Annotated in this window: 16 protein-coding genes, 1 pseudogene and 1 riboswitch; of the genes and pseudogenes, 9 read left to right on the plus strand and 8 right to left on the minus strand. The window is 55.8% G+C overall.

The genetic code is table 11. From position 1 onward, the window contains the following. Positions 1 to 71: 71 nt before the first annotated feature. The 4 genes from HY57_RS01835 to HY57_RS01850 form a co-directional block, all read right to left on the minus strand. Positions 72 to 344 carry a hypothetical protein gene (locus HY57_RS01835; RefSeq protein ID WP_144240745.1) on the minus strand — a complete coding sequence of 91 codons (273 nt, stop codon included), beginning with the start codon at positions 342 to 344 and terminating at the stop codon, positions 72 to 74. A gap of 87 nt (positions 345 to 431) precedes the next feature. Further along, entirely contained in the window at positions 432 to 629 is a 198-nt protein-coding gene (locus HY57_RS01840) for a hypothetical protein (RefSeq protein ID WP_019465269.1), read from the minus strand. An 88-nt stretch (positions 630 to 717) separates the two neighbouring features. Further along, positions 718 to 1,521, minus strand: a complete 804-nt coding sequence (locus HY57_RS01845) for a family 1 encapsulin nanocompartment shell protein (protein WP_019465268.1) — start codon at positions 1,519 to 1,521, stop codon at positions 718 to 720. Continuing rightward, a complete protein-coding gene (locus HY57_RS01850) occupies positions 1,514 to 2,554 on the minus strand; it encodes a Dyp-type peroxidase (RefSeq protein ID WP_019465267.1) in 1,041 nt (346 codons plus the stop codon). Before HY57_RS01850 ends, HY57_RS01845 begins: the two co-directional genes overlap by 8 nt. A gap of 1,268 nt (positions 2,555 to 3,822) precedes the next feature. Continuing rightward, a riboswitch (cobalamin riboswitch) is annotated at positions 3,823 to 4,035 on the plus strand. A gap of 746 nt (positions 4,036 to 4,781) precedes the next feature. Between HY57_RS01850 and HY57_RS01860 the strand changes: the two genes are divergently transcribed. After that, positions 4,782 to 5,789, plus strand: a complete 1,008-nt coding sequence (locus tag HY57_RS01860) for a hypothetical protein (RefSeq protein WP_144240746.1) — start codon at positions 4,782 to 4,784, stop codon at positions 5,787 to 5,789. Positions 5,790 to 5,907: 118 nt separating this feature from the next. Here HY57_RS01860 and HY57_RS01865 read toward each other — a convergent pair whose 3' ends face one another. Beyond that, positions 5,908 to 6,387: a toll/interleukin-1 receptor domain-containing protein gene (locus HY57_RS01865; protein ID WP_019465263.1), complete on the minus strand. Its 480-nt coding sequence runs from the start codon at positions 6,385 to 6,387 to the stop codon at positions 5,908 to 5,910. A gap of 217 nt (positions 6,388 to 6,604) precedes the next feature. On the opposite strand from HY57_RS01865, the gene HY57_RS21440 reads away from it, so the two are divergent. Continuing rightward, positions 6,605 to 8,320, plus strand: a complete 1,716-nt coding sequence (locus HY57_RS21440; RefSeq protein ID WP_144240747.1) for a hypothetical protein — start codon at positions 6,605 to 6,607, stop codon at positions 8,318 to 8,320. Positions 8,321 to 8,330: 10 nt separating this feature from the next. Continuing rightward, complete coding sequence (locus tag HY57_RS01870; RefSeq protein ID WP_026033923.1) at positions 8,331 to 9,212, plus strand: hypothetical protein; 882 nt, start codon at positions 8,331 to 8,333, stop codon at positions 9,210 to 9,212. Between the two features lie 77 nt (positions 9,213 to 9,289). Here HY57_RS01870 and HY57_RS01875 read toward each other — a convergent pair whose 3' ends face one another. The 3 genes from HY57_RS01875 to HY57_RS01885 form a co-directional block, all read right to left on the minus strand. Next, positions 9,290 to 10,264: a caspase family protein gene (locus HY57_RS01875; protein WP_019465261.1), complete on the minus strand. Its 975-nt coding sequence runs from the start codon at positions 10,262 to 10,264 to the stop codon at positions 9,290 to 9,292. 13 nt (positions 10,265 to 10,277) lie between these two features. Next, positions 10,278 to 10,649 carry a TIR domain-containing protein gene (locus HY57_RS01880; protein WP_019465260.1) on the minus strand — a complete coding sequence of 124 codons (372 nt, stop codon included), beginning with the start codon at positions 10,647 to 10,649 and terminating at the stop codon, positions 10,278 to 10,280. A 330-nt stretch (positions 10,650 to 10,979) separates the two neighbouring features. After that, on the minus strand, positions 10,980 to 11,483 hold the full coding sequence (locus tag HY57_RS01885; protein ID WP_019465259.1) for an AAA family ATPase: 504 nt from the start codon (positions 11,481 to 11,483) through the stop codon (positions 10,980 to 10,982). A 226-nt stretch (positions 11,484 to 11,709) separates the two neighbouring features. On the opposite strand from HY57_RS01885, the pseudogene HY57_RS22245 reads away from it, so the two are divergent. The 6 genes and pseudogenes from HY57_RS22245 to HY57_RS01900 all read left to right on the plus strand — a co-directional run. Beyond that, positions 11,710 to 12,131: pseudogene (locus HY57_RS22245) on the plus strand (DUF6791 domain-containing protein); the annotation flags it as partial. Positions 12,132 to 12,149: 18 nt separating this feature from the next. After that, positions 12,150 to 12,584: a ThiF family adenylyltransferase gene (locus tag HY57_RS22250; RefSeq protein WP_318024221.1), complete on the plus strand. Its 435-nt coding sequence runs from the start codon at positions 12,150 to 12,152 to the stop codon at positions 12,582 to 12,584. A 760-nt stretch (positions 12,585 to 13,344) separates the two neighbouring features. Further along, positions 13,345 to 13,743 carry an STAS domain-containing protein gene (locus tag HY57_RS21065; RefSeq protein WP_081500647.1) on the plus strand — a complete coding sequence of 133 codons (399 nt, stop codon included), beginning with the start codon at positions 13,345 to 13,347 and terminating at the stop codon, positions 13,741 to 13,743. A gap of 201 nt (positions 13,744 to 13,944) precedes the next feature. After that, complete coding sequence (locus HY57_RS22200; protein WP_026033922.1) at positions 13,945 to 14,625, plus strand: response regulator transcription factor; 681 nt, start codon at positions 13,945 to 13,947, stop codon at positions 14,623 to 14,625. A gap of 283 nt (positions 14,626 to 14,908) precedes the next feature. Beyond that, entirely contained in the window at positions 14,909 to 15,088 is a 180-nt protein-coding gene (locus HY57_RS21445; RefSeq protein WP_144240748.1) for a hypothetical protein, read from the plus strand. A 23-nt stretch (positions 15,089 to 15,111) separates the two neighbouring features. Beyond that, entirely contained in the window at positions 15,112 to 17,316 is a 2,205-nt protein-coding gene (locus tag HY57_RS01900; RefSeq protein ID WP_081500646.1) for a putative bifunctional diguanylate cyclase/phosphodiesterase, read from the plus strand. Positions 17,317 to 17,416: the final 100 nt, after the last annotated feature.

Here is a 17,416-nt window from a genome sequence, read left to right on the forward strand (position 1 = left end):
CACAAAACGCTGCTGCCGCACGGTTGGAGCGCAAGACCGTGCGATGAACACGTGCTGTCGCACCCGGAACCCTAAGAGCTCAGCTTGTTTTCCGATTCGTCGACGTAACGCGAATATCCCAGCGCAATCGAACCATCGGGCATCAGGGTTGCCGTCACGGTAAGCCTGAACTCCGCCGCCGCCGAAGCACTGAACATGTTCGGGTGCCCTGGCACGGGCTGGAAGTCGGCGCCATCGAAATCGACGCCCGTGGGCGTGGAATCGGTGACGTCCCACGCGGCCAGATCGTCGTCGCCCGGCGGCGGCGGCATCGGCACCGCAACTTTCAAATGGCCTTTCAGCATGGCCTTGCCCTCACCGGCGATGCCTGTCGCATCGCCGCAAGCGCGTATCGCGTCCACCCACACCGGCGAATGCGATGCGCCGAATGCTCAACTTCCCAACTCCTGGAAAGCATGCCCGTTGGCTTCCAGCCCTTGCAGCACCGCTGGCGGCAACTCGTTGGCCCACACATGGCCTTCGAGCTGCCACTGACCCGGCTCCGCCAGATCCGGCAGACCCGCGCCCTTGCGCACGTAGAGCCCGAGCGTGGGCTTGGCTGGGTTGATGTACAGGTCGAACTCGTCCATGGGGAGCCCTCCTCTGTCTGGTTCAACGGCGCATTGAAGCGTCGAGACACTATGCACCGCTTCATGGCCGTCCCACACCACCGCCCTCCTACTTCTCCGCCGTCAACACCACCGCCGCTTCAGCCGTCAGTTGCAGGAAGGTGAAGGACTCCTGCAAGTACAGCTGCACCGTCTCCTCGTTGTGGCTGAGATAGCCGATGGAGATGTCCTGGCCGAGATACAGCTCGAAATCCCCGCCGCGCGTGCTGAGCACCACCCCACCCTGGATGGCCGGCGCCCAGATGATTTCGCCATCCACCAGGTTGCGCATGTCGCGCGCCACGGGATAGCCGTGCTGCGTGGCGGCGCTCACCGCCGTATACGCCTGCTCGCCGAGCAGCAGGGTGTACGGGCCGTTGACGCCCATCTCGCGAAGCTGGCTGACCGCGCGCGCCACGGCACCGGGATAACCGGCGACATCCTTCGGCAGCGCGATGGCTTCGTTGCTGGTGCCCTTGCGGATGCCTTCGATGTGGCCGGCCTCATAGCCCTCGAACACCGCGCGATCCTCGGCAAAGGCGATCTTGCGCGCAGCGTCCTTCAGTGGCTGCAGGTCCGGATCGTTCGCGCCGCGCTCCACCGAATCCAGCGAACGACGCGATAGCCCGAACGGCACGCGGAACTCCACCAGCGGCTTCGCCTCGCGCAGGTGGGCTTCGATGCCGCCATCCGGCGCGTGGATCTTCGCCACGTGTCCGGTGCCGACCGCCGAGAACTCGCTGCCCTTGGGGCCCAGCACGTCGGCCACCCGCCGCGCCGCCAGATGGCGCTTCAGCGTGCGCGCGGCTTCCTGCTCGATCTGGTCCCACGCCCGTTCGGAAATGGGCGCGAGCTTCCGGTGAAGATTATTCATGTGCGGGCTCTCCTTTGAGCGAACCGATACCGAGCGAACCGTCAGGCGACGGCGCCGCGCCGGATGCTGCTTCATCCGTCGCAGGCGTAACAGCCGGGGTTTCATCCACCGGCACATCGTCAAGGAAGGTGGCAGTGGGAACGAAGAACAACGAGCCCGTTACCGCCTTGCTGAAATCCAGCAAGCGGTCGTAGTTGCCTGGCGGGTTGCCCACGAACATGTTGTTGAGCATCTTCTCGATGCGCGAGGGGGAGCGCGCGTAGCCGATGAAGTAGGTGCCGAACTCGCCCTTGGACACGTCGCCGAACGGCATGTTGTCGCGCAGGATCTGCAACTGCTCACCGTTCTCTTCGATATTGGTAAGCACGTTGTGCGCATAGCTGGCCTTGGCGGCGTCAGCCTGCTCGATGTCCGACAGCTTGTGCCGCCCGATGATGCGCTCCTGCTGCTCCACCGGCAGCTTGTTCCAGGCGGTGAGGTCGTGCAGGTATTTCTGCACGATGACATAGCTGCCGCCGGCAAAGTCCGGATCCTCGTCGCGGATCAGGGTGGCATCCAGCGCCGCCTGGCCCGAGGGGTTCTCGGTACCATCGACGAAACCCAGCAAATCACGCTCATCGAAGTACTTGAAACCGTGCACTTCGTCGGCCGAGGTCACGCCATCACCAAGTCGTAACATGATCTGGGACGCCAGTTCGAAGCACAGATCCATATGCGTGGCACGGATATGGAAGAGTAGGTCGCCCTGCGTGGAGACGGCGTGGTGTTCTCCCCGGATCTCCCGGAAGGGATGCAACTCCGCCGGACGCGGTCCGCCGAACAGGCGATCCCACGTGTCCGAACCAAAGCCCATGGTGCACGACAACTTGCGCGTGGGATGGCGGAAACCGATGCCGCGCAGCAACGACGACAGATCGGCGCAGAGCGCCCGCACGGCTTGATCCACCCGCGGCTCCGGCGCCAGCGTCACCACGAGGAAGATGGCCGATTGCGTCAATTTCTCGGCAACCGGCTGCGAAACGATGGAAGACACAATCTGCTCCTTATGACGGGGTCTGGCCGAGGCATGGCAATCACGCCATGAAGCACCCATGCGGAGCAACATTCAATACCCAAGGAGGTGACTGAACCGTATGCCGGCCACCGAACTCGCAGCGATTCGCACCGGAACGTCACCCGTAGGGCAACCGTGCTTCAGTCCTGATGCGGGGGCGCCGCGCTTTCCACAAGCCGGGTGTAGCTAAGCCGGACAGGGGCGAGCGGCTCCATGGCCCTGCCCGCATCAGCGCCGCGCCCTGTGCCCCCTCGGGCGGTGTGAAGCTCGCTGGGTACAACCCTGAAGTACGTGTCCGCCACCGATTTGGGGTCGCCCATCATCCCGAGCTTCCCATGCTCCAGCCACATAACGCGGTTGCACGCAATTCAAGATGAGCTCGCGGGAATGCGAGGCAATCACCAGGATGCGAGTGGCCTTCACCATGCTGAGCAGACGCGCTTCCGAACGATGCTTGAATCCCTCCTCGCCCACGGATAGCCATTCGTCCATCAGAAGACTTTCCGGACGAAGGATGATGGACACGGCAAAGACCAGGCGCAGCTGCATGCCCGTGGATTACGTGCGCAGCGGCACGTCGATGAAATCGCCCAGCTCGGAGAACCGATCAAGAGCTGTCATGTCTGCCTCGCGTCGGAAGCGGACATCATTGACCTCGAGATAAACCCCTGACCTTCCGGACCATCGCTTCAACCTCCTCGACGGCCCCAGAGTTCCCGCAGTTGTCTATGCAATCCTGCGGAAGCTGTTCACTGCCCGCCGTTTCGGCTGCAGCGGAGTGGCTTAAAAAAAGCAGATACCGCCTTCCATCGAAGATTGGCCAAGACGGACAAACTTTGATGGATCAGGCAGCAAGTGCGCGATCTCACATAGTTTGGCCGCACCCGTCTCGCATAGTTTGGCCAATTCGGAGTCGCGCGGTTCGGAAATCGCCTGTGGACAGATGCCCGCGGCGCCCGAACTTTCACCGTGAGTCGCGGCGCCAAAGGCGCTACGAATTGTTCTGACTCAGGACCACTCAGTGGCCCCAGCAGGCCGACACCGAGCAGCAGGCGCGCCTTCGCCAACCCCAGGGTTCACGTATGGAAACGACGAATGAGCAGGAGTTTGTACATAAGCAGGCCAGCTCTACTGCATTCGTCCATGAAAAGTTCCTACCACCCGCTAACCCCATTATCCGGCTGGGCTTTTCGGCTTATCCACGCCCGATCCACAAACTATTGGGTTGACCAGCCCTGAACAGGCCGATATGTTGTGCCCCGTCGGTGCCACTCTCGGACCCATGGTCGGACTGGCTTAAAACGGGAATCCGGTGCAAATCCGGGACTGCCCCGCAGCGGTAAGCGGAAACGAAAGCCATCAACGCACTGGTCCGAGGTGACTGGGAGGCGGGAGCGAGTAGGCGGGTCGAAAGACCCTCGTCCGCAAGTCCGAAGACCTGCCGACAGCTGCGGCCAACGCGCCGCAACGAATGAGCCTTTGACGCAGGGGGGCGGTGACGCCATGCCACGTCGCGGCCTTCCATGTTGGACTCGCGCGCGGGAGCGAGCTTCGATCAATTTCATTGGAGCATTCCAATGGTCATGTATTTGCTCTTGTTCCTGCAGTGGCTACGCTCTCTGCGTTGTTTTAAGTGTGCCCTGGCTTTGCGTTTTGGCCCGGCTAGCATCGAAATCAAAGTGGAGACGGATCGCCGTAAGTAAGCATGTGGCGCCGGGAGCCTATTGGTTCCCGGCGTCATCATTCCCACTTCGCAGCGGGCTGAAAACGCCCACAAAGTCGACGGCTCACTACTTAGTCATCCAAACCACAGAGGTGCTGATGCGTCTTCACATCCAATCTCCGTCGGTTGAGGGATTGGACTCCAAATCGCCGTGCTACTGAAAAGCGGGGGTACGTCGTTTGTCTGGGTTCGAAGACTGGTCGAAAGTCTATTTCAAAGGATTAGCATCCCTCGCTGGAATCGGCCACACGGTGGATAGCCTCTAGCCCTTTGATCAAGTTCTAGTGCCCTCTCTGAGAGGCACTATCTCGAGGCAATCGTAAGCCGGAGATTGCCTGCCCTATGCATGCCGCGACTTGCCGTGTGCCATGGATGGGACCTCCCGCGACGCTATCCAGGCTTACGACCGCAAAAGGAACGGAACTGCCTCAGCTTTTCTTGTCAATGCGCGTTGCAACCACAAATACCGGGACGGAGGCCACCATGGCGACGTTGATATCGGTTGTTATTGCCGTTGTCACCTATCTCACATTCAACCACCACCTCTCTGGCCTTGAGACGGCGGTAATGCTTGGCGGGATAGTCACCATCGTACGAATAGGCATCGCTATAGATAGAAATTCGTATCAAACGAAAAAGAACAAACGCTTCCAGGCAGACATGCTTTCCGTCTACCACGAAATTCTTGGGCGAGAGCATGACGACAGTGAAAGCCCAGTGCTATCGGATGCTGCGATTGAAATCGACGGCTCTCTTGCACAGCCGTTGCACGGCGGCCACGAGTCCTGCGACGGCCTACAAACTTATGAGCTGGGGGAATCCATTTCTAACCAAGACTTGGTGCATGCTCGGTCCAGTAGCGAGAAACGATTCGGCCGAAAAGGCTCTACGAAGTGCATCATTCTGTTTCTCAGGCCATTTGTTCTTGACCGCGACTTTAAGGTCGTCAATCCGGTTAGTCCTTGGAAACGATTGATACCTTTCTACAGTCTCGCAGTGCCATCCGTGACTTCCTTGGACGACGCAATGGCGATTGCAATAAAGGGCTATGGTGAACTTATCGCCATTGGCGACCAAGCGGGTCAGATCGGCGCCACCCGCCTTCAAACGACAGAAGAAAACTGGCGGAATGACTTCGCCGTGCTTGCCGAGGCCGCGAGCGCAATCATCATATATGGCAGTAAACAGTCGGGGACCGCCTGGGAGACCACCCAGGTGATATCCAAAGGAGATTGGCTTGCCAAGTCAGTCTTCATCTTCCCGTACCCAACTGCCAACGAAGGGGTCCGCGGTGAAAATTTCGTGGCCGCCAAAGATCTTTTACGCCATGCCGGATGTGTCATCTCTTCGAAGACGGCGCACGGAGACGGTATTACTTTCTCAAGAGCAAAGACCGTGTCGCGTCGAGTCTCGTTGCTAGCGCCGCGCTTGGTACAACTTGAACTCAAAGCAAAAGAATTCAAGCAAATCGTTGAGGCTGTCGGTGTCTGATGAATGGACGACGTCAAGCAACAGATACTTCCAGACCACGATTCATTCCCAGTGCCCATAGATTGGACATCAGCGAACGCCGACTCGCTAATATTCTGGCGCCCCTTTCACTGTACGTTTACTGCCCCAGTCGACGACGCAGATCTTCATAGAACAGATCCGTTGAGTGCCGCTTCACGACCGCCTCCTCCTTATGGACACCTCGACTCTCGAGAATGGCAGTCAACCCCGCTTGCTGAGCGGCTGCCACATATGAATCCAAATGCTCCGCGCGACTCAAGTACGGCCACTTCTGCAGATAAGTTGGCAGGCTGGCGCCACCCTCGGAAAAAGTTGCTAGAGGAAGGTCTCGCTCAGATGCGACGCCAATCTCCCACGGCACCCACCAAGAGCGCTGCGTCGAGCCCGAAACGACTGCCAGTAGATGGCTACAACCACGCATCTTCTCGCGTAAGTGCATGGCGAGCTGATGCCCATCCTTCGCGCCATCATCCATAACGTCCAGATAGGATTCGACCTTATGGTTATCACGCAGACGAGTGGCAATTCGGATGGCTAGCGGCGCATCTTCCATTTGGTGCGAAATGAATACCTTCACTGTGCTTTCCCTTGCATCTTGGGTGCGTGATAGACGAAGGAAGATAATCGTTTAGATTTGCTTTCTCAATAGACCAATCGACAGCTATAGTTCGCTACGCATTACCCACTTTCGCGACACATCAACCTGAAACTCCAACGGAACCTCTTCGTTAGCTATGGAACGAGCAATTATCCTCATTGGAGTCAGTCGGGCCGCAGGCGGGCTACGGCCATTGATGGCAGTCGATAAGTCCGTTGAAAGTATGTATCAATGGGCAGTACATCAGGGAATAGCCAAAGATCGCATCATCGTATGCTCGGATGCCAAAGGCTGTCGCGTCACCATTGCGCAAATTTTTGATGCAATACATGGCCTACCTTCGACCGTAGAGCAGTTGATCGTTTATTTCTCCGGGCATGGCGTCATTAACAGCAGGCAGGAGTACTGGCTTCTGTCTGGGGCGCCAGACAACGCCAACGAAGCGATCAATCTTGAAGCAAATATTGTCCTCGCCCGCATGGGGCGGTTTTCTCACGTCGTATTGATTTCGGACGCCTGCCGAACACAAACCCAGAGCATCGAGTTTGGTCAAATACGGGGGAGCGATATATTTCCCAACGCGACGAATGCATCGTTGGAGCGACCCGTCGACGTCTTCTTTGCAACCTCTCTTGGTTCCCCTGCACTGGAGGTCAAAGACGAAACTGGTGAGGCGTACAACGCTGTTTTCACCGAAGTACTCGTCGAGGCTCTCAATGGTCGAGTGGCCCAAGCAGTCACCGGAATGTATGTAAGGCCTCATCCACTTAAAAGAGCACTCCCTGAGGTTGTGCGTAAGAGCCTCCATGAGAAGGGCTTGTCTATCTTCACCGACCAGACCCCGGATGGTCGCATTACCTCGGACGAATCTGCATGGATATCTAGGTTGTCCAGTAGTACACCCACCACTCTGAATCAGTCGCCAGGCCCCACAGTTCGCTTCAGCCTAGGCGAAAAAAGGAGTGAGTCTCGCACCAACGAGAGAACAGATCCCGCGAAGCAACAGCCTCCTTCTGTCTTGGCAGAGAAGAGAGTAGAGAGGCTTTTAGACAGTTCCCGCGACGGGACCCGCATTTCACTAGGGGAACTCGAGCCCCCAAAGTCATTTCTTCACTCTCTTATTGAAGCGAGGAACCTCAGCCCGTCTCGGTACAGAGAATTATCTGGTCTTGAAGTGTACGGAGAATACCTTGGGTCGATCAGATTCAGACGTGGGCGAGCAGGATCGCAGATCCTTCCAGAATCATTTGAACGACGGGCGGTGCTGTTCCAGGATTTGAGCACGCCTGTGGAAACGCTCCTTACCTTTGTAGACGGTACGGGAACAACCATTCCCCTCATTCCCGGATACTTTGCTTTGCTCCGATTTAACGGAAGTAGCCTCGCGGAAGTGTGGTATGAGCCGGCCCATCCGGAGATTGCTCGAGTAAGCAGACGCGAAATAGCCCCTTTGAGAACAGCCATCGCAGATGCAATTTCCTTAGGAGTCTTCTCGCCCGACGTCGAAGGCGCGAATCGGCTTGCTGATCTAATGAGGTCCCACAAGTTTGGTGATCCGGCGTTGGCTATTTACGCTTCCTACGCCTACCACCAGCTCGGCAAGACAACAAAGATTGTCAACATGCGACGGTACCTGAAAAATGAGTTGGGTATGGACATCTTTGATGCAGCGTTTTTGTCTCGGCAGTTTCTTATGGAGCCGAGAGATAGCCGGCCGACAATGCCAACGACGCCCATGCTCACCCGAGGCTGGGCTCTAGTTAGTGCGCTAGGCGGATCGCACGCGGAAAAATTGTCACAGCTGCGCCCATACATTCTTCCGTCGACCTGGTCATTGTATTCGATCGATGGAGTGCGCCTACTTGATCAATGGTTCGATCAAATGGGCGGCGAACTACTGGCTAATTATTAGGGAGAAGATCATGAAAGACCTGGTGCTGATTCATGGTCGTTCGCAGGAAGGGAAAAATGCGATCGAATTGAAAGCCAGTTGGGTAGATGCCTGGGCAAGAGGTCTTGGCAAAGACAGCCTAGATGTACCCATTACTGATTCGCGCATTCACTTCCCTTACTACGGCGACTCTCTGTTCGATCTGACCAACGGAAGTAGCGTCGACGATGCAGCCAGAATTATTGTTCGCGGAGCGGAGATCGACATTACATCAGCTTCGTTTATCAATCGGATGCTTGAAGATTACGTCAATGGATTGGGCATCACCGATGCCGAGATTGCAGAAGAATTACCTGTCGATCAACGCCGAGTCATACAGCGCGGAATTCAGAACTTGCCTTGGGTCCAGGCAGCGCTCAGAGTCATGGACCAACGCCTTCCGGGCACAGGTGCAGCGATAGCATTGGCAACCTACGATGTATACATCTACCTCACAAATGACCGAGCGCGCACCTACATCAATGATGGAGTACGTAAGGCGATTCGTGATTGTAGCGTCGTGGTTGCCCATTCACTTGGAACGATTGTGGCCTACAACGTTCTTAGGGACTTGGACCCCAAAGAAGTAAAAATCCCGCTACTAGTCACCCTGGGATCGCCGCTAGGAATTCGCTCTATCCGCGAAAAGCTTAGCCCTATCAAGCATCCGCCCTGCGTTTTTGAATGGCGTAACGCTAGAGACCCGCGAGATGTCGTGGCCTTATACCCACTGGACAACGTCAACTTTGATATCAAGCCATCGATCATCAATAAGAGCGACGTATTCAATCACACTTCGAATTGCCATGGCATCGCGGGATATTTCGATGACCCAGTTGTCGCGCAGTGGGTCTACGACGCCATATCCGATTAAGCGCCTTCAGCCACGAACTGGGGCGACCGAGTGCTGCTCGAACCGATCCGTATCGCGTAGTGCTTACATCGAGATTGTCAAAGTCGACCTTTGGCAACAAGTCGCCTGTAGTGCTCTCCAAGAACAGTTAGCTTGCAGCTCTTGCTCTCCATTGCCGCATGCCACATATGGGGCGCATTGACTGGCACGACCAAATTGAGACGGTTGTAACGCTGAAGGATTGCAAATCGCCAAGTGTTCTCGGGGTCGGGATTGGGCATACCTGGATCGCGCCCCTTCATCTCCGGTTCGAACGATGGGTCGAGCCCGAATTCGGCACCGGGAAAAGGAAAAAACTCCGAGATTCGCTGCAGATCACTTAGGTCAATAGGGGGTGCAACCTTACGAAGCGATACAAACTCCTGCACGTTTGTCTTGAACACCGGACGCTGCTCCCATCCGCCAAGCGATTGATCGACGTGTGCGTAGACGCTTCCAGGAGTGATATCGCCGGTAAGATTTGCCGCTCCCCCAAAAAGTGCGTCTACAAGAAGTGTTGTGAATACCCCCCGACCATCTTCTTCAATCGCAGGCTGATCGGCTGTGGATGCGGTGAGAATCGTCATCCCCTCTGACAGCGACGCGAGGTTACTCACACCAGGGATCGCTCCGGCAGCTCCCGAGTAGCAGCTATCGAGGACGATGATCTTGTTCTGGGCGGGAGAGGCGTTTGCTAGCGTCATGATCTCAGAGAGGGACAGTCCTTCGTCTCCTTGCGTGGCATCTGACGCCACCACATATCCGCCAGTCGCCTCCACTTGCCCATGGCCTGCAAAATAAAACAGCGCAATCTCCGCTTTGGCATTGAATAGTTTTCTGACGTGTTCCTTGAGCTGTCGCCGGTCTACCTTCTGCTCAGGCCCCACGCTGGTGAGCAAGGTTGTATCAAAATTGACCGTTCCGTCACCGTGACGACTAAGAACGGATTGCACCGAGTAGGCGTCTGCCACACAACCGGTGAGCGGCTTTAGATGCTCGTAGAAGTCGATTCCAACAATCAGCGCAATTCGCATTTTAGCTCCCAAACTAAAGGCCGTCGATAAAGTCCTTGATTGCATCCCAAGTCCAAGGCACCGTCTTCAGTCCTTGGATAACGGTCCGGTCATGACTGTAGATCCAGAGGCCGAGTACCGGACGTTTCTCCTCGCGAGCGCAGGCTATCTCCCACTTCTGGCCGGTAGACGCTAGTGAGTTCTTACTTACTAGCGCAATGACGCCATCAGATCGTCTTATTCGATTGCGAACGTGTTCCTTCCACTCGGAGGTGTAGGCCTCCTTGACAGACATATCGATATACTCAAAGGGAGACTTTGTATGCAGAGACTGCCCCTTAAGTAGGTCGCGCGAGCGCTCGTCTTCAATTGCAAAAGCCACAAATACAACCTTTTTTTCGGCCATACTGATCTCCCTATGTGAAGCAGTGACAATGGAACGCTCCGTTGGCGACTAGAGCACTGAAGCGCAGTCAACCTTGAGAACAGGTCCGCGCTACCCGCCTTGGAGTCGACACCAGCAGATGCGTGTCCTCGGATTCAAGTATGGACAGAAGCGCTCTCAATTGGCTGGGCGGATTTGGCATCTTTCACCACGCCCGCTACGTAGGTAAGCCGATCGCATGGCCCAAAGTAGCAACAGCCGCCCAAAAGCAGTGAGGCAAATAGCCCGGCCCATCTAGAAAATGACATCGCCCCCCTTTTCCGATGTCCGCTTTGTGTCGAAAGCAGACCTTCAAGCTAAACCAACTACACGTACATCATATATTTCACGTTCAACCTCTCCGATCGGCTCCCAGTGATCGCTTGCCAGCTCGAAAAACGCATCAGGCACGTCCATCGCGTATGTCGGGCCTCGTTCCAGATTGCGCTTGCGGACACGCTCCCGTCGCACCTCGCGCGGGGCATCCAGCAAGTATATGGCCAAGTCGTATCCGGCCTCGCTCACCTGTGCGTAGAAGTGTTCGCGGCTAGCCCGTTCGACCAGCCCGAGCTCAAGGACGACATCATGGCCCGCATCCAGAACCTCCCGGGCCGCCATCCAGATCTGATCAAGGCAACGCGCCTTCCTGGCGATGTACCACTCCATCGCGTTCGTCGCAGGACGATCCGGGCTATATAGCCTGACGAACCACGCATCCAGGATAAAACCCGGTGCCGCGTATTGCTTTCGGAGTTCGGCGACGAACGTGGATTTGCCGGCGCCAACCGGCCCTTCAACCAGGTGAATCGTTGCCATTTCGGTGAAGTCTTCCTTGATGGTGTAAGTAGGTGGCGATGCCAAAGCAAAGGGTCGGCTTTGGGTCGAAAGCAGACCTTACCATTCGCAAGAACTGGAGGGTCAAGTTACCCCATTCGGCCGCCGACAGAACAAGCAGCGAGACACCCCAAGGGACCGAAACAGAACCCGAGCGGCACGTTGGTCAAGGGCCAGTCCGCCCACCTCAAGCAGGGCATGGAATTCGATGTCTTCCTCACTGACCGCTCGTAGTCCTGATCTGTTGCGCCTGCGGAATGAGGGCTTTCATCTGGAGGTGCAGGATGGCTATCTGCTCGTCCACGACGCGCCCTACGTCAACTCGGACGCGGTGTGGAGCGCGGAACGCTTGCGTTCCGCCTGGATTTGACCGGCGCCATCGCGGTCAAGCCGCAGGAGCACACGGCCTATTTCATCGGTAAACGTCCCTGCGATACGCAGGTACATCCGTTGTCGGCCATCATCAACAACAGCGCGACCACGGTGGTGAATAGCATCACCGTGAACCACTATCTCTCGGCAAAACCGCGGACGGCTGACCTTCTCTATCGGTTCTACTACGAGAAGGTCACCAAGTATGTGGCGCAGCTCGAAGGGCATGCCAAGCACCTCTCGCCAGGGATCAGTGCGCGTACGCTTCCGCTCGTCTTGGCCGACGGCAATGAGTCCGCGTTCGCATACAAAGACACCGCTTCGACGCGAGCCCACATTGGTGTACCCACCGGCCGCCTGAAATCGCGGCGCATCGCGATTGTTGGTCTGGGGGGCACCGGTGCCTATGTGCTCGACCTCGTGGCGAGAACGCCTGTCGCCAAGATCGATCTCTGGGACGGCGATGTTCTCCAGCAGCACAACGTGTTTCGCTATCCAGGTGCGGCGCCCATCGAGACCCTTCAAGCGACGCCGACCAAGGTCGGGTATCTGGCCGGCGTCTATCAGGCCATGCGCCGGCACATCGTCCCGCACGCGGAAATGATCACTGCGGACAACGCTCATCTCCTTCGCGACTTCGACTACGTGTTCGCCTGCGTCGACCGAGCCGACGCCCGACGCCTTAGGGCAGCCCGCACGCTGCAACATTGAATCGCCTCTCTCACATCACCACGAGGTACATGTAAAAGGCCGGTTTTTTCATTTTTTACGTAGATAAACACGTCCTTATCTCGCCATTCTGATCTCGGCGTAGCGGACAGCCAAATTGCTTAGTCGCGTATATCTTGCGCTTCTTGTCGAAGTGTAGAGGTGGGGATGCGCTCATCGCTGAAAGATGGGTTCTAGTGCCTTCTTACGCACTAATCGTAACGCATGTAACCGTAACGCATGAAACGTGCAGGAACTCCGCGCCATTAACGACGCGGAACGCCATTGAAGGGTCGATTCTACCGGAGGCCACCAGCGTCAGTTGCTTCGTAATGATTCTCCAAGCATCCGAATGCAGGCCTGATCCATAGTCTGCTTTTCTCGACACCGTAGGCTGTATAAGGATGTGCCGAAGCGGATACCAACCCCCCGTGTATTCGCTTTACCTGCGGTGCCGATCAAAGTGGACTGAAATCCTGAGATTGCCAGAAGAGTCCTCAGGAACACCCCTACATCTAATAGACGCAACTGATCAGTCCAAGACGCTCGATCCTACCCGCAATACGTTTCGGCAGTCACCGCCGAATCTCGGCATGAACCGGCTTCAACGAGTTTGCGTCGGCCATAGAGACGCAGGTTAAGGACATCAGACATAGCATCACTCCAAGCTCAAGGAAGACATAGCTCTCTACGACATCAGTGACGAGAGGCTGAGTTGCATTCGACTTAGCCCAAGTCACTCCATCCGAGTGCAAGTGCGACCATGACGATCGACCTAGATACGGAAAATTGTTCGCCGAGATATGCCGCAATCCACTTACGAGGAAGGCTCGACTCGCTCACGTTTAGTGAATTCGACGAAGCGGTCGTCACTGTACTTCAAGCGATGCCCATGGGTGGCACAGTCGTTCTGGATCTCTCTGGTCTTGAATACATTAGCAGTGCGGGATTGCGAAGTATTGCAAAACTCCGAAGATCGATGCGGGCACGCAACGGTCAAATCCTGTTCGCCAATCCGCAGGCTCAAGTTCGTAGGGTATTCGAGATCATCAAAGCAGCGCCTATTAACGACGTGTTCTCGAGCTTGGCGGAACTAGACCACTACCTTGATCACATCCAAGGAAAGATCGTCCATGGAGATGATGATGATAACAGTTCATGAGTATCCTTCTCTGCTCGTCGCGACCTCGAATATCGCCAAATGTACTCAAGGCGTTGAGCCGATAGAGAAGATAGGGCCGATATCGATCCGCAGACTAATGTCATGCGCCGTGCCGACAGAATCAGTCACCTAGAAGTGTCTTCGGCAAATCACTGAAGCGATCGAAATTGCCAGCCAAGTACTATGTTGCGGGTCCAGTTTATGCAAAATGGTCACTCGAGCACCCGTGTCGTAATCGCAGATGATCACCCTGTAGTCATGCTTGGGGTTAGAACACTCCTGAAGGATGTGGACGATATACAGATTGTGGGTGAGGCTGCCGATGGCGAGGAGCTAATGGCCATGCTCCGATCTCGTCCCTGCGATCTATTGATCACGGATTTCTCTATGCCTTTCGCGCATGCGAGCGGTGATGGCCTCATTCTCCTCCGTCGGCTGCGGCGAACCTATCCAAAACTTCCCATCATCGTCCTAACGATGATTCATAACCGGTCACTGATTCGATGCATGCTTGCTACAGGCATTGCAGGGTTGGTAGGAAAGGCGTCAATGATGAACGAACTGGTCCTTGCCGTTAGAGCAGTTACGCAAGGGCGTGTTTACCTATGCGATGCCTGGCGATCCCACCTGGAGGGGACAGTTGACCTGCACGTCCATGGCGAAGGATTGATTCATGAGCGATCGCATCGCAGCGACCTCTCCCGACGCGAAGCAGAAGTTGTACGCCTATTCGCTCTTGGATTGACAATGACACAGATCGCTGACCGCCTCAGTCGAAGCATTAAGACTGTAAGCAAGCAAAAATGCGATGCCATGCGTAAGTTGGCCATCTCGAACAATACGGAACTTTACGAGTACGCCAAAACCAGCGGACTGCTGTAACCCAGTCGACGTGCCAGTGTTCCATCAATCGCGCTGAAACTAACCCACTTTCCAAACCACGTTTTTCGGATTGATCTAATATCAACTCCACTTTTGCAGTGATACTTTGGATTCGGCAGCTGAGGCTGCCGGGCACATTGATCGGCAAATTTTCCCCAACTTGAGTATCGACCGTTTTCCGCATGCGTGAAACGCGTATGCGTCGGCGAAGTCGCCGAAGGCCGCCGGGATCTACCCCCTTTTGGTCCCGGCGGCCTGAATTTGCTCATGGAGCCTCGGCATCATGAGTTTCCTGGAAACGCGTTTTGGCCAGTTTTTCGGCAATAGCATTCTCAGGAATGCAGGTGCTGCGGCCGGTTTTCCTTGTGGGAAACGGCGCACTAGCCGGCCTCAACGGTTGCTTTCTCTACTTTTCCACTTACCTGCCAGCACTACCCTCAATACCAATGACAACGCCATTTGAAGGACCAGCAAGGCAGCCGTCGCATGAATGTTCTACTTGGCACTATCGACCCCATCAAACGTCTTAGCGGGCGCACGAGAGAACGGTGGAATCGTGTCATCTCGCAATTTTGCATGCCAACCTTCAAAGGCGCCCGTTCATTTATCGGCCGCATGGGAAAGCCTTTCGCTAAGCCGGGGCGACAGAAGGCGCTATTGCGTGCGTTGTTGGAAAGCAGCCCCGATGCGATGTGGATTAAGGACCACGATGGAACATATATTGCGTGCAATTCCCGAGCTGCGCGAAATCTCGGCCTTCAGGTTGACGACGTAATTGGGAAGAGGGACGCCGACCTCTTCGATTGCGAAACGGCACGCCGACATCTCACCGTGGATCAAACCATCCTCGCGGGAGAGGTGTCCGTCACCTCCGAGGGAAAGTACGTCGACGCTAGGACGGGTGACGTCTATGTTCTTGAATCTATAAAGACGGCTGTGTACCACGCCAATGGCGATCTCCTTGGCGTACTCGGTATCGCTCGAGACATAACTGATCGAAAGCGTGCCGAAGAGCGGCTTAGTCAGGCCGCAAAGGTCGTGGAAAGTACCAGTGAAGGGGTGATGATCACCGATACAAGCGGCCGGATCATCTCCGTAAATCAGGCACTCTGCACCATCACCGGCTACTCTGAGCAAGAAGTCCTCGGGCAGACACCCGGATTGCTAGACGTTGCAGACCGGGATTTCGGGCTCATGCAGGCCATTTGGTCATCCGTTCGCCATACCCATACCTGGCAGGGCGAAATATGGAATAAGCGCAAGAATGGTGAGCGCTATCCCGTCCGATGGGCCATCAATTCGGTGAGGGATCGCAACGGAAATACGACTCACTATGCAGGCGTAGCCACCGACCTTAGCCGCATTAAGCGCTATGAAGACCAGCTCGACTACAAAGCGCATTACGATGAGATCACCGGACTACCAAATCGTACATTGGCAATGGAGCAGATCGATCACCGCATTCGCATCGGCCTGAAGGGTGACGAGAAGCTGGCGGTACTTTTGATTGATCTGGACTTCTTCAAACGCGTCAATGAGAGCCTCGGTCACCTCGCCGGGAACAAGCTCCTTCAACATGTGGCGGAAAGGATTTCTTGTGCGTCTCCTGACGCAAACACCGTAGCTCGGCTGGGAAGCGACGAATTTGCCATCATCCTAGCCGGGCGCTCGGGCCTGGCAGAGGTCGAAGACACCGCCAAAAGGATCATCGCCGCCATGTCCAGCCCGTTCGATGTCAACGGTAATGACGTCTACATCGGCTGCACGATCGGTATAAGCGTCTACCCCACTGGGGGATGCGATAGCATTACGATGCTAACGAATGCCGACACTGCATTGTCACATGCCAAGAGGCAAGCGCGGAATTCGTTTTGCTTCTACAACCCGACACTTACCTACGTCGCGCGGCAGTTCCTTGACCTTGACGCCAGCCTCAGGCGTGCGCTGGAGCTCAACGAGTTCGAGCTCTACTATCAGCCTCAGATCTGTCTCGCAACGGGAGCAATTCGCGCCGTTGAGGCGCTGCTGCGGTGGAATCGTCCTGGTGTAGGCATGGTCTCTCCCGCTGCGTTTATAGCTCATGCCGAACAGACCGGCCTAATTGTACCGATCGGTCAATGGGTTGTTATGCAAGCCTGCAAGCAACTGTCGGCGTGGCAGTCCCTTGGCCTTTCGGGCTTCCGCATCTCCGTCAATCTTTCGCCAAGCCATTTAACCAGCCCCGATCTCATTGCGCAGATCCGCGCATCTCTGGCATCAACAGGAGCGCAGCCAGAAATGCTGGAGCTGGAAATTACAGAAACCACCCTGATGGAACACCATTCAAGTACCAGGGACGTTCTTCAAGATATCAAGAAGCTAGGCGTTACTCTGGCCATTGACGACTTTGGCACTGGCTACTCGTCGCTAGCCTATCTTCAACAGTTCCCCGTTGACCTCATAAAAATCGATCGTAGGTTTATCAATGACGCCCCGGCCAACGCTCGTGCGGAGGGTATGTTGGCCAGTATTATTGCCATGGCACGTCACCTTCATATGGATCCCCTTGTGGAGGGCGTCGAGACTGAGGCGCAATGCCGACTGCTTCACGTCCTTGGATGCGACTACGCACAAGGTAACTATTTCAGTGCTCCCACATCGGCAGGTGACGTCACGAGCTTCTTGCAAAACTCCAAGAAGAACATGCCTTAATTTGTTGGGACAAACAAACTAGATCATTTTAGCCGTCAAGACATGTCTTAAAAGGCCATCTGAAGCCAAAGCATGAGCACATGGCAATACGGCAGTTGAT

The sequence above is a fragment of the Dyella japonica A8 genome, assembly GCF_000725385.1.
Lineage (GTDB): Bacteria > Pseudomonadota > Gammaproteobacteria > Xanthomonadales > Rhodanobacteraceae > Dyella > Dyella japonica_C.